Genomic DNA, 13241 nt, shown 5'->3' on the forward strand with positions numbered 1-13241 from the left:
TGACCTGGATTGTTTTGCGTTTATGGGGTTAACGGTACACCAGTTACCCCACCTCGACGGTGGGCACAAACTACGTGCCCACCCTACTCTCCCCAGGGAATAAACCAAATGCTGAGCTGGTAGGGTGGCGCAAGCGGCTGTTTGCTTGCCCACCAAAGATCCTCTTACTCCGTCAAGCGGACCGTACCCCGCGGCTGGTCGGGATCGGTCTGCAAGGTAAAACGATTATGCAAGCCGAGTTGGCGCAGTCGCTTTATGTTTGCTGAATGCAGCCCTCGAAATACCGATTGGTCACGCTCGTTTATAACTAGATGTACCGGTTGTCCTGCCGATACAGAGGCTAATAGCCTGCGCGTGGCATGGAACATCAGTCGCGCTTGAACCATCTCCCCAAAGGCCGGGTGATAAGGCCCCGCCACCAGGGATGCTTCAAGCTCCGGCCCCGGTTGCAGGCCCATGCGTACCACCCTGATCCCGTGATCGTCAAACCGTTTTTTCATGAAGGACGCCTGAAGCACTGCCCGATGAAGACTCAAAGGCTGAAATTGTCCCTGGCGATAGATGCTCTCAAGTCTGCTCCCCTGAAGCACCAACACCGGATACAGACGGATCAGATTCGGCCTGAGGGCAATAACCTGGGCAAGGGTACGTCGCAGGGAGGCAAAACTCTGGCCAGGCAGGCCAAGCATCAGTTGAATACCCAACGTAAACTGATAGGATTTGATCAACTCAGCTGCCTTCATGGTCGCCTCTGCGCTATGACCGCGACCGGCCTGCCAGAGTACCAGATCATCCAGGGACTGGACGCCCAGTTCAACAACGCCGACACCAAACTCTTTGAGCAGGGTCAGGCGTTCGCTATCAATATAATCCGGGCGGGTGGAAAGGCGAATCTCCTGTACCCTGCCCTGGCGAAGATAGGGCTGAACCGCTCCCAGAAGCGAACGTTGCCGCTGGAGCGGCAAGCCGGTGAAGCTGCCCCCGTAAAAAGCAACCTGAACCTGACGAGCCCCTGCTCCGCTGCGGTCTAGCCAGGTTTCAACGATCTGCCCTACCCCGGTTGCATCAATTGGGTCTGCGGATTGTCCGCTGATTTGATGTTGATTACAAAAGCTGCAACAGTACGGACAGCCTTCGTGGGGGATAAAGACAGGGATAACCAGCAGCTTTTTTTGCAGAGATCGACCATGGGCTGGGGCCGCAGCCTCTCTCCTGACTGAGGTGCGCAATCAGGCCTCGTTTGACTGGAGGGAATCAAGCGCTGAACGAGCAGCCTGCTGCTCCGCCTCTTTTTTACTGGAGGCCTGACCACTACCAAGGGATTCTCCCCGAAAGTTGACCGAGATGGAAAACAAGCGGGCATGCGCAGGGCCCTCTTCACTGACCAGCACATACTCAGGTCCTTCGTTGTAGCGCTCCTGGAGGAGCTCCTGCAGAGCACTCTTGGCATCGGCCGAGACCAGCCGCTCCTGGTGCTGATCGATATGCGGCTCAAAAAAGCGGCGAACAAAGGTTAAAGCCTCATCATAGCCTCCGTCCAGAAAGAGTGCCCCCACCAGGGCCTCATAGGCGCAGGAGAGGATTGAGGATTTGTCCCGCCCGTTGGAGGCATCTTCCCCCTTTCCAAGCAGAAGATACTTGCCCAGGTCGATTTCGCGGGCACGTTCAGCCAGTCCCTGCTCATTGACCAGAGCAGAACGTATGCGGGTGAGCTTGCCCTCGCGCATTTCCGGAAAGCGAACAAATAAAATATACCCGACCGTCAGGTCTAAAACCGCATCCCCCAAAAACTCCTGGGTTTCATTATGGCGTCCGTCGTCAAGCCGCTCAAAAGCAAAAGAACTATGTACGAGGGAGAGTTGCAGCAGTCGCAGGTCATTGAACTGATATCCGATTTGGACCTGCAACTCGTGCAACCCTTCCTCGTTATCCTGGATCAGGTTAGAAATAGTGGTTCCCATGGGTTTGATTTCCCCTTGTCAAAAAATAAATCTATGGTATAAAGCCGCACATCGAAGGCGACGTAGCCAAGTGGTAAGGCAGTGGTCTGCAAAACCATTATTCAGCGGTTCAAATCCGCTCGTCGCCTCCAGCAAACATGTAAGCGGTCACAAAGCAATGCTTTGTGACCGCTTTTTTGTTGTGTGAAGCCCACAAGTTTACCTGATAGCTCCTTCGGGGTCAAGGTAAGGTGGGATTGGGAATAAAAAAAGGCAGGCCCTTGGGGCCTGCCTTTTGTGTATTTGCTTCTGGAATCAGGTAATCAGCTTCTTTTACGCCGGGCGATTCCTGCTAGACCTGCGATGCCGGTGCCGAGGAGAAGCATTGTGGCTGGTTCGGGAACAGGATTATACTCTCCAACCGCAAGAAAAGTGCTCGTTTCACCCTCCATTGCCTCAAAGTCCCTTAGGTGCCCTACAAAGGTCCATCCATCAGCATTCTCTACAGCTATATCTTCAATAGTAAGCCCAGTAATCAGGATATTAAATTCTAGCGGATTGACAGTTTCATTGATCGCAGTCCCCTTGTATAAAAATTCAAAGGCCCCAAACCCACCATCCGATTTATTGTAGACTATCGTCCAGTTTCCATCAGCACCATTCAGGAGTTCAATGTCATTTGTGGTAACGCTAAGATTTTCATACAAATTGAATAAAAACTTATCCCAGGCCATATTGTTTACATTAGCAAAATAATCCGTATTGGCAGCAATGGATACATTCAAATAATTACTATATTCTGTAATAGTCACCGAACCATACCCTTCCGCCGGATCACCTGACCACGCCCCAAATACATTGCTGTAACCAAATAAAAACTCTTGAGAATCAGCATATGCAGGTACAGTAGACGTTAAAATGAAAATCCCAGAAACCAATATTAGAATAGAGCTTAGCCTTTTCATGCCCCCCTCCCTATGTTTTTTTCACACACCACAATCTTTTACCAGATCCATGCAAAAAACTCTCCATATAAAGTTTATCAATATAAAATTATGAATTTAATAACGTTCGTCTTACTATAAATTCAATTAGTTAACAAAAAATCAACGACCATAAAATTCCAGTTCTCCTGTCCCTCTCACATCATTTTCATCCAAAACCATAAAAGGATTCCTCCCTTTCATTCCTTTTCCAGAACGGTTTCCTGAAATTTGGGCAAAGAATAATTTTGAGGCTCAGAAAAAAAATATCGTCATGCCAAACACAACACTATGTTTTAAAAAGTTTTTTTACCGGATAAGTGTTTCCTTCGAAAAAGCAGCCCCAACCGCTCAAAACCTAATTTTCCGGATTTCTGTTTTTTTTATTTCTCCTCAGATTTTTCCCTTCTCTTCGCAGCAGGAATGCAACCAATCGGAAATCTTTGCAAACCAATGGTACATTGGGGAATGATGCGGCATATTACTCTTTAGCAAAAAACCACATTGAAGGAGAATCACCGACAACGCCAGCAACTTTTTCCAGAAAACCGAATATTTTCGTTTTTTTCTATCAAAAATTCAGCGACTATCGGAATTAGCCACAGGGAGTGCCACACAAAACGAACAGTTTAGAGTGTGAGTGGATACTCATGCTCTGAAATATGGCTGGCCCTTTTGCGGCCAAGGATGCTGGAGTAGAGAGTGAACTGATTGACAGGGAAGAGGGAGGAGCTGAACAGGTTGTTGAGGGCGAGGTACTTGCCGATCTTGCTTTCCGCTGTCTGACGCAAACGGGCAAGGGTGATATGGGGGGAGTATTTCCGTTTTTCCAGCTCGATGCCCTGCTGGCGGAGGTGGGTGGTGATTTTGCGCTGCAGTTGCATCAGCGGTTCGCTTGCTTCAACGCCGGCCCAGACAACACGGGGGGCACCACGAGGAGGGAAGAAACCAACACCTTTGAATCGGAGATCAAAGGAAGGCTGGGCTAGCTCAGCCAGGCTCTCTCGGATATCAAGGAAGGTGGTGCCGTCGACCTCGCCGATGAAGCTGAGGGTGAGATGGAATTGCTCTATAGGGGTCCAACGTGCTTCGGGCAGCCCACAGCAAAGGGTGGCGAGTTGTTCGCAGACTTCCTGGGGAGGATCGATGGCAATGAAGAGGCGCTTGTTCATGGGGGTAGGGAAATCACGAAGGTTAGCGAGTTGATCGTTTTCGACCTGGATGCGTAAACGGTGGGCAGAAACAGCCCTGCCCACCCTTGTACACGAAGTGCTAAGCCGGGCAATGGGGTTTGAAGAAACCGGAGGAAGAGGGACTTTTTTTTGCGGTGTGGCAGCCCACACACGGTGTCATTTCTTTGGGCAAACAAAGAAAAGAGGGGCCCCTCCGGCAGGAGGCCGAGTTAGATGTCAATATCCATCACCATCACTTCCCCACATAGAGAGGGTCGCGGGCATGGCCCGCTCCTACAGCCCTCAAATGTTAGGCAGTTACAGGAGTGGCCTATCACGAGTTACCTTCGAATGGTAAAGGACGCCTCCCCTTACCCCCGCCAATCCATGCCAATATCACAGGCCTTGGCCGAATGGGTCAACGCGCCCACGGAGATAATGTCTACCCCGGTTTCCGCGATGCCACGAACTGTCTCCAAATTCACCCCACCCGAAGCCTCGACCACAGCTCGACCATCAATGAGCTGCACCGCCTCGCGCATAGTAGGCAGGTCCATATTATCCAGCATGATCACTCCCACACCGCAGAGCAGACATTCTTCGACCTGCGTGAGGGTATCGGTCTCAACCTCGACATTGATGGTATGCGGCACCCGTTGCCGTACCCGCCGAACCGCCTCGGTGATGGAACCGCAAGCAGCTATGTGATTATCTTTAATCAGCACACCGTCACTTAATGAATACCGGTGATTATGCCCACCGCTGGATCGCACCGCATATTTCTCCAGCATACGCAATCCGGGGGTAGTTTTGCGGGTATCCACAACTTTGGCCTTGGTATGCTTGACCTGATCGGCAAAGACCGAGGTCAGGGTGGCAATGCCGCAGAGCCTCTGCACCAGGTTGAGCGCCACCCGTTCACCACGCAGCAGCGTCCGGGTTGCCCCCTGAAAATGAAGCATGACCTCGCCCTTTTCCACCCGCATACCATCGGGAATGGCATTGTCACAGACAACATTGCCATCAAGAAGCTGAAACACGCGAGTGGCCACCGTACCCATACCAACCACGGTCATCGGATGGCGGGCCACAAAGCAGGCCTCGGACTGATCTTCTTTGGAAAAGATAGACTCGGTGGTGATGTCGCCGTGCTCGAGGTCTTCGTTTAAAAAGCCACGCAGCAGCGTATCGAGTAAAAAGGTATCCATATCAGCAGCGCAGCTTGCTCAGACGTTCGGTTGATTCTGCATTTTTCCCCAGGCGGGCACGGATTTCAGCCTCTTTATCCCGCTCCTTGGCAACGACTTCGGCAGGAGCGTTGTTGATAAACTTCTCGTTCCCCAGCTTACCAACGATACGGGCCAGCTCCTTATCCAGCTTGCCCTTCTCACGGGCCAGCTTTTCAAGCTCACCCTCCACATCGATCAGCCCCTTGAGCGGCACCACCAGCTCTACATCCTGCACAAGGGCATGTCCGGCATCATCGGGTACAGTCCCTTCAGCAACGATGGAAAAGTTGGACGCGCGAACCATGGCCTGCACCCCTCCGGCGAACTCGGTGAGCAGGTTGCGCTTTGCCTGATCCGGGCAGATGAGCATAGCCTCGATCTTGGCACTGGGATGCACCTCCGCCTCGGTACGGATAGTCCGCAGGCCGGAGATCACGCCCATGAGCAGGTTCATCGACTCTTCAGCCTCTGCATCATTCCAGGCAGCATTCTCCTCGGGAAAGGCTTCCAGCATGATGGTCGAACGGGTTCCCGGCAGCTGACTCCAAATTTCTTCGGTCACAAAGGGGGTGATCGGGTGCATCAGTTTCAGGACCTGCTCAAGCACGGTCAGCAGCACGGCCTTGGCCTGATCGCGGGCCGTGGCATCATCACTGAAGAGATCCGCCTTGATCCACTCCAGATACCAGTCACAGAACTCGTGCCAGACAAACTGATAGGAGGCGGAGGCGACCTCATTGAAGTTGTAGCCATCGAGTGCCGCCCGTACATCCTTGATGGTGGCGTTGATGCGGCTCAAAATCCAACGGTGGGCGAGCCCCAGCTTAGCAGGCTCTTTGGCCAGCTCAACAATAGAGGGCTCAACATCCTTAAGGTGCATCTGGGCAAAACGGGCCGCATTCCACAGCTTGTTGATAAAGCGTCGATAGCCGTCCACCCGCTCCTCATCCATGCGGATCTCACGTCCCTGTGCAGCAAAGGCGGTCAAGGTGAAGCGGAAGGCATCGGTACCGTACTGCTCTATCATCACCAGCGGATCGATGACGTTGCCGGTCGATTTGGACATCTTTTTACCGTGCTTATCCCGCACCAGCGCGTGGAGATAGACATCATGAAAGGGAACCTCATCCATGAAATGGAGGCCCATCATCATCATGCGCGCGACCCAGAAGAAGAGAATGTCAAAACTGGTGATCAGCACCGAGGTGGGGTAGAAGGTCGCCAGTTCCTTAGTTTGGTCCGGCCACCCCAGAGTCGAAAAGGGCCAGAGCGCTGAACTGAACCAGGTATCGAGCACATCGGTTTCCTGGGTGAGTTCAGAGGCCCCACACTTGGGACAGGTGGCGGGATCGTCCACCTCGACAATCACCTCGCCGCAGCTTGCACAGGTCCAGGCGGGGATTCGATGGCCCCACCAGATCTGGCGGGAGATACACCAGTCGCGAATATTCTCCATCCAGGAATAAAAGGTGCGGTACCAGGTGTTGGGGTAGAGATTGACCCGCCCTTCCTGAACAGCGGCCACGGCCTTATCGGCCAGCGGACGCACAGAAACAAACCACTGCTTGGAGGTGGTGGGCTCGACCACGGTGGCACAGCGGTAACATTTACCCACCGCGTGCTGGTAGTCCTCGATTTTATCGAGAAAGCCCTGCTCTTCCAGGTCTTTGACGATCTGTTTACGGCAGACAAATCGATCCAGGCCAGCGTACTTGCCTGCCTCCGCGTTCATCACACCCTTATCATCCATAACCTTGAGCCGTGGCAGGTCATGGCGCAGACCGATCTCATAGTCGTCACGATCATGTGCCGGGGTGACCTTAAGGGCACCGGTACCGAACTCGCGCTGAACATGGTGATCAAAAACCACGGGGATGGTGCGCTCTGTCAGGGGTAGGTTGATACCGATTTCCTTCAAATGCTGGTAGCGCTCGTCCTCGGGATGAACCGCAACCGCGGTATCGCCAAGCATGGTCTCAGGACGGGTGGTGGCCACCACCACATAGCCGGAACCATCGGCGTAGGGATAGCGAATGTGATAGAGCTTGCCGTCGGTGGGATCATGCTCGACCTCGTCATCGGCCAGAGCGGTATGACAACGCGGACACCAGTTGACGATATAGTCGCCTTTATAGATGAGCCCCTCTTTATAAAGACGAACAAAGACCTCACGCACCGCCTTGGACAGCCCCTCGTCCATGGTGAACCGCTCACGGTCCCAATCGCAGGAGGCTCCCATGCGTTTAAGCTGATTGATGATGGTGCCGCCCTTCTCTTCCCGCCAACTCCAGACACGCTCGATGAACTTCTCGCGACCGAGGTCATGCCGGGTGAGCTTCTCGGAGGCCAGCTGGCGCTCGACCACGTTCTGGGTGGCGATACCCGCATGGTCGGTTCCGGGCACCCAGAGGGTGTTATCCCCCTTCATGCGGTGATAGCGAACCAGCAGATCCTGCAGGGTGTTATTCAGGGCATGACCGATATGGAGCACACCGGTGACATTGGGCGGCGGAATCACGATGGAAAAGGAATCCTTGCCCTCTTCCATTTGGGCACTGAAGGTTTTTTCTTCCAGCCAGTGGGTATACCAACGCTGCTCGACCTCATTAAACTCATAGGCCTTGGGCAGATCGTATTTCTCAGGACGTTTGCTCTCAGTCTCGTTCATAGGGATTGTTCAAGTGCCGCTTCAAGCGGAGAAATTGTAATTGTTTAAAAAAAAAGAATAATGTTATCCAGCCCATGAGCGTTCAGCAGTGCGTCAGTTTCATTGCCTGGGACAGGCCGATTACAGTACCCTGTATCGGTTTGTTCCAGGTAATGAAAATGGCGTGCTGATGAATGTTCACAGTATACAAGGTTAGAGCATACTCCATGGCTTCGGCATAAATATCTGTGAATACAATGCCATAGCATAACGATCCGTCATTCCGGCGATAAAATCACAGACCTGGCGGTGCCGCTTCTGCTCCTCTTCCACCGACTGGGAGGGTTCCCGGCAAAGGCAACAGGTCGTGATCCCTTTTTCAGGAAACTCATGCTCCAGGAAAAAACCATAGAGATCACGAATGACACGCTGAGCCTTTTCAAATTCTCGGTGCACTCGGCAGTTGCGGTAGACATGATCATACAAAAAGCCTCGCAACTCGGTGATGGTCTCGTTCATTTGCGCACTGAGGTGCAGACGACCATCATCCCGTTCCAGGGTCGTTTTCACCAGATCCACAACCATACTGTTGATCCGCTGGGAAGCGCGATCGCCCAAAACAGCTCGCAGGTGCTCGGGCAAATCCGTGCTTTCCAGCATGTCGGCACGCAGGGCATCGTCCATGTCGTGGTTGACATAGGCCATAATGTCTGCCACCCGCACCAACTGCCCCTCCAGGGTAGCTGCCAGCTCGGTGGTATCATCCGGGAGGATCTCACCGTAGCCCTTGGAATGCTTGAGAATGCCGTTGCGCACTTCCCAGCTCAGATTGAGCCCCTGACCGTCATGCTCAAGAAAATCAACAATACGCAGACTCTGGCGATAATGCTTAAACCCCTTGGGATGCAGCAGATTCAGACTGTATTCACCCGCATGACCAAAGGGGGTATGCCCCAGATCATGGCCCAGAGCAATGGCCTCGGTAAGGTATTCGTTCAGCCGCAGGCAGGCCGCCATGGTTCGGGCGATCTGCGAGACCTCCAGCACATGGGTCAGACGGGTACGGTAATGGTCCCCGGCCGGTGCAAGAAAAACCTGGGTCTTATGCTTAAGCCGGCGAAAGGTCTTGGAGTGGATGATACGGTCACGATCCCGCTGAAACACCGTGCGCAAACAGCAGGGATCCTGCTCACCGAACAGCCGCCCTCTTGAACGACTGCTGAGACAAGCATGGGGCGAGAGGGTTTTGCGTTCCTGTTCCTCGAGCTGCTCCCTGATTGTCTCCATCATTACACCACCTACAACCTATCAGGGCTGCCAGAGCAGATAGGCCTTGATAAACGGATCCAGGCGACCATCAAGCACCGCATCCACATTCCCCTCTTCCGTGTTGGTGCGATGGTCTTTGATCAGGCGATAGGGCTGAAGCACATAGGAGCGAATCTGGCTGCCCCAGGCGATTTCTTTTTTATCCCCCTGGAGATTTTCCTGACTCTTGAGTTTTTCTTCCTGCTCCCGTTCATAAAGCTGAGCCACGAGCATCTTCATGGCCATATCTTTATTGCGATGCTGACTGCGCTCATTCTGACACTGCACCACGATCCCGGTGGGAAAATGGGTGATACGGATGGCCGAGTCGGTCTTGTTGACGTGCTGCCCACCCGCGCCGCTGGCACGGTAGGTATCGATGCGGATATCCTTATCATTGATTTCCACATCCACATCGTCATCCAGCTCCGGCATGACCATGACCGAGGCAAAAGAGGTATGCCGACGCCCACTGGCATCAAAGGGCGAAATCCGCACCAGCCGGTGAATTCCAACTTCCGAGCGGAGATAGCCGTAGGCATACTTGCCTTTCAGGAGGATCGTCACACTTTTGGTTCCAGCCTCGTCACCTGGTAAGAGGTCAAGGATATCGGTGGAAAAGCCTTTAAGCTCCCCCCAGCGCAGGTACATCCGGGTAAGGATACTGACCCAGTCCTGAGCCTCGGTTCCGCCAGCACCGGCATGGATGGTAAGGATGGCGTTATTCGTGTCATGCTCCCCACTGAACATGCACTCGAGCTCAACCAGGTCGACCCGGTTATTGAGGTCATCCAACCCGGAGACCACCTCTTGGCAGGTTTCCTCGTCGCCCTCTTCCTTGGCCATATCAAGAAGCATTTCGGCATCTTCGATCTCACCGAAATTCTTCTCCCAGACACCAACTAGGTCCTGCAGCTGTCCAAGCTGCCGTTGTACCTTCTTGGCCTCTCCCTGATCGTTCCAGAAATCGGGACTCAGGGTCTGTCTTTCCAGTATTTCTATCTGTTCACGCTTGCCATCTAAGTCAAAGATGCTCCTTCAGGACAAGCATTTTGTCCCGGAGACGCGTGAGCATCTGTCGTGCTTCTGTGGAATCAGTTGTATCCACCATGGTTACCTCGTACAAAAAACAAAAAAGAAACGAGCACGCCTGTGGCGCCTCGCTGTTGTCCACTGTATTGGTTCAACCTCAAACCGTTTAGCGGCTGAGGTGCAATATCCTTGGCGTGGATGGAGCTTCGCCTAAAAAAGGGTTTCATACTAAACAGATTCGCACCAAGACTCAAGAGAGAAAGGCAGGAAACGGGTGAAAAACCATGCGTTCGCTGGTTGTTGGAACGCCCTTACCTTTCTTGACGTCCGCGCAGGACGACTAAAAAGGCCAGAGCCAGAGCGCAGGCAGAGCCAAAGCGAAATCCCTGACGATTAAACACCGTGACAATATCCACCATGGGAACTCGAGCCACACGGGCATCTTCTTTGAAAATTTCGGTTTGATTGATCACACGCCCCAAAGGATCGATAAAACCGCTGATTCCGGTATTGGCAGAGCGGATCAGGCTGCGCTTATTTTCCACCGCTCGAAAGACAGCCATGGCCAGGGATTGATAGGGCGCGCTGGAGCGACCATACCAGGCATCGTTGGTGATATTAACCAGGAGATTGGCACCCGCCAGCACGCTTGCATGGGCAATCTCTGGAAAGATGGACTCGTAGCAGATCAGAATGCCAAGATGCATCGCCCCGAGCTGCAACGGTTTTTTATCGGTTCCGGCGGTAAAGTTCCCAGCGGTCTCCACCAGTGGCTCAAGAAAAGGCAGATATTTCCTGAAAGGCACATATTCACCAAAGGGGACCAGATGTTGCTTGGCATGCGAGCCATGGAGTTTCCCATCCGGACCAAGCAGGAGCGCCCCATTGTAATACTGTATTTGCGGCCCCCCAGCCGTATCGGGCTTGAGCGTGTAAAGCGGGGCCCCTGTAAGCAGCCAGAGGTTGTTTTGGCTGGCAAAATCGGCCACCTTGAACATCAGGGGATCATCCTGCGGGTAAAAAGGCAAAGCGGTTTCCGGCCAGACGACAAGCTCAGTATTGTTCTCTCCAGTAGCCTGCCGGGAGCGATCGATATAGGTGTCGACAGTCGAGGCCTTTCGCCTGGGCGACCACTTCAGCGCCTGATCGATATTCCCCTGGACCACAGCTACCTGTGCCTGCAAAGACCGATTGGCTATGGTGCGCACCACCTGGTAACGCACCGTGGAGTAGCCCCCGACAAAAACAAGGAAGGCCATGGCTGCGATCAAGAGCCGACGCTCCAGGTTTACCCCCCAGCGCACGGTCCGTCGTTGCCGGTCAATCAGAGCAACCAGCAGGGTGTTGCATAACACCAGGACAAAGGAGATGAGATGATGCCCCCCTATATCAGCCGCCTGAATCAGCTGAGGCTGAGAAAAGAGGCCATATCCCAGATCCATCCAGGGAAAACCGCTGAACGCGACGCCCTTGATATATTCCAGCCCAACCCAGATCACCGGCGCCACCCAGACTAAGGGGGCTATGGATCGCTCCCGATGCCAGGAGCGCCCCGCCACCCGGGATAGCAACCAGCAAAAAAATGCAGGATAGAGTGCCATGTACAAGGAGAGTAGCAGGAGAGCAGGCAGAGATATCCACAGGGGTAAACCACCATAGCGCCCCAGGACAATAAGAATCCAGTACATCAGCGCCAGATGGTAAGACACGCCAAAAACAAGACCGGCAAGCGCACTGCGCCCCGGCCGGGCAAACAGCGCCACCCACAAAAGCGGCACCAGGGCGACAAAAAGCAGAGGCCACCACCCGATCTTGCCCGGCATAGCCAGGGCAAGCAGAAGGGCTGAGGCGAGACTGGCGGGGATCAGGGTAAGAAGAGAATCAGGATTGCGGCGCGGTTTCATCATTGCGGACAATGCGGATACTCTTGATTCGGCGCGGATCGGCTCCGAGCACCTTGAACGAGAGGCCACTTTCCTGCACCAGGGTACCGGAGCCAGGCACCTTTCCTAAGCGGTGAATAATAAACCCGCCCACAGACTCGTACGGTCCCTCGGGCAGACTCACCTGAAAGTGGTTTTCAACCTCTTCGACATCGATCTTGGCATCAACAATGACCGTACGCTCATCGACTATACGCAGCTCACTGGCCTCGTCGTCGTGTTCGTCATCGATCTCGCCAACGATTTCCTCAATAACATCTTCCAGCGTCACCAGACCGCGCACACTGCCAAACTCATCAACCACGATGACCATGTGCATTTTCTTGAGCTGAAACTCACGCAACAACTCGGTAATGGGCTTGGATTCGGGAATAAAGACAGCAGGATTCAGCGCCTGCTTCAGATCAATCTCGGTTTCAGAATCCTGCACACAAATGCGCAAGAGATCCTTGGCATGGAGAATACCAACGATTTGATCAAAGGTTTCTTCATAGATGGGAATACGGGTATAGCCTTCCTCGCTGATCAAACGGACAAGCTCAGGAATCGAGGAATGCAGATCGGCGCAAACCATCTCCGCCGACGGAGTCATGATTTCAGAAGCGATGGTCTCCCGAAAATCAAATATGGAATTGATTAACTGCTCTTCGTGAACAGAGATCAAGCCCTGTTCTTCGCCCTCTTCCAGGAGTTCCTGAATTTCGAGCTCAAGTGCCTCTGTGGTATCAGGGCCGCCACGAAAACCTAAAGCAGATTTAAATTTGTGAAAAAACGTCTTACCAGGGGGCTCCTCATCTGACGGGACCAATCCTGTCGACGAGGGATCAACTTTTTCCATGTACTGTACACATCTCCTTACGTGAACAAGAGGGAACTGCATGCATCGCCATCCTCGTAGTATCGAGGACATTGACGATCATATTCTTATTTACAGGAATATATTATTTTATACACCCTCAAAAAAGATTAGTCTGAAATTAGGCTCAT

10 protein-coding genes and 1 tRNA gene are annotated in these 13241 nt (G+C 53.1%); 1 reads left to right on the forward strand and 10 read right to left on the reverse strand.

The genetic code is table 11. From position 1 onward, the window contains the following. Positions 1-164: 164 nt before the first annotated feature. Together JWJ90_RS10670 and rnc are read right to left on the reverse strand one after the other, a co-directional pair. On the reverse strand, positions 165-1229 hold the full coding sequence (locus tag JWJ90_RS10670) for an elongator complex protein 3 (RefSeq protein ID WP_205227211.1): 1065 nt from the start codon (positions 1227-1229) through the stop codon (positions 165-167). Beyond that, the gene (rnc, locus tag JWJ90_RS10675) at positions 1230-1961 is read right to left on the reverse strand and encodes a ribonuclease III (protein ID WP_205227212.1); all 732 of its coding nucleotides are present in this window, start codon (positions 1959-1961) and stop codon (positions 1230-1232) included. A gap of 56 nt (positions 1962-2017) precedes the next feature. On the opposite strand from rnc, the gene JWJ90_RS10680 reads away from it, so the two are divergent. After that, positions 2018-2092, forward strand: a tRNA-Cys gene (locus JWJ90_RS10680). A 171-nt stretch (positions 2093-2263) separates the two neighbouring features. On the opposite strand, the gene JWJ90_RS10685 is transcribed toward JWJ90_RS10680, so the two are convergent. The 8 genes from JWJ90_RS10685 to JWJ90_RS10720 all read right to left on the reverse strand — a co-directional run bounded on the left by JWJ90_RS10685 (position 2264) and on the right by JWJ90_RS10720 (position 13092). Further along, complete coding sequence (locus JWJ90_RS10685; protein WP_205227213.1) at positions 2264-2905, reverse strand: PEP-CTERM sorting domain-containing protein; 642 nt, start codon at positions 2903-2905, stop codon at positions 2264-2266. Positions 2906-3552: 647 nt separating this feature from the next. Beyond that, a complete protein-coding gene (gene thpR / locus JWJ90_RS10690; protein ID WP_338032319.1) occupies positions 3553-4179 on the reverse strand; it encodes an RNA 2',3'-cyclic phosphodiesterase in 627 nt (208 codons plus the stop codon). Positions 4180-4466: 287 nt separating this feature from the next. Next, positions 4467-5303: a carboxylating nicotinate-nucleotide diphosphorylase gene (gene nadC / locus JWJ90_RS10695; RefSeq protein WP_205227214.1), complete on the reverse strand. Its 837-nt coding sequence runs from the start codon at positions 5301-5303 to the stop codon at positions 4467-4469. 1 nt (position 5304) lies between these two features. Beyond that, positions 5305-7992: a valine--tRNA ligase gene (locus JWJ90_RS10700; protein WP_205227215.1), complete on the reverse strand. Its 2688-nt coding sequence runs from the start codon at positions 7990-7992 to the stop codon at positions 5305-5307. 192 nt (positions 7993-8184) lie between these two features. Further along, positions 8185-9258, reverse strand: a complete 1074-nt coding sequence (locus JWJ90_RS10705) for a deoxyguanosinetriphosphate triphosphohydrolase (protein WP_205227259.1) — start codon at positions 9256-9258, stop codon at positions 8185-8187. A 21-nt stretch (positions 9259-9279) separates the two neighbouring features. After that, positions 9280-10390, reverse strand: a protein-coding gene (gene prfB / locus JWJ90_RS10710) for a peptide chain release factor 2 (RefSeq protein ID WP_240194881.1) whose coding sequence is annotated in 2 segments (ribosomal slippage) — positions 9280-10305 and positions 10307-10390 — 1110 coding nt in all. Because the reading frame shifts where the segments join, the coding sequence is not laid out codon by codon here. A gap of 232 nt (positions 10391-10622) precedes the next feature. Next, complete coding sequence (lnt, locus tag JWJ90_RS10715; protein ID WP_205227216.1) at positions 10623-12218, reverse strand: apolipoprotein N-acyltransferase; 1596 nt, start codon at positions 12216-12218, stop codon at positions 10623-10625. Further along, positions 12193-13092 carry a hemolysin family protein gene (locus tag JWJ90_RS10720; RefSeq protein ID WP_205227217.1) on the reverse strand — a complete coding sequence of 300 codons (900 nt, stop codon included), beginning with the start codon at positions 13090-13092 and terminating at the stop codon, positions 12193-12195. The genes lnt and JWJ90_RS10720 overlap by 26 nt, the downstream gene beginning before the upstream one ends. Positions 13093-13241 lie beyond the last annotated feature (149 nt).

The organism is Desulfobulbus rhabdoformis (assembly GCF_016919065.1).
GTDB classification, from domain to species: domain Bacteria; phylum Desulfobacterota; class Desulfobulbia; order Desulfobulbales; family Desulfobulbaceae; genus Desulfobulbus; species Desulfobulbus rhabdoformis.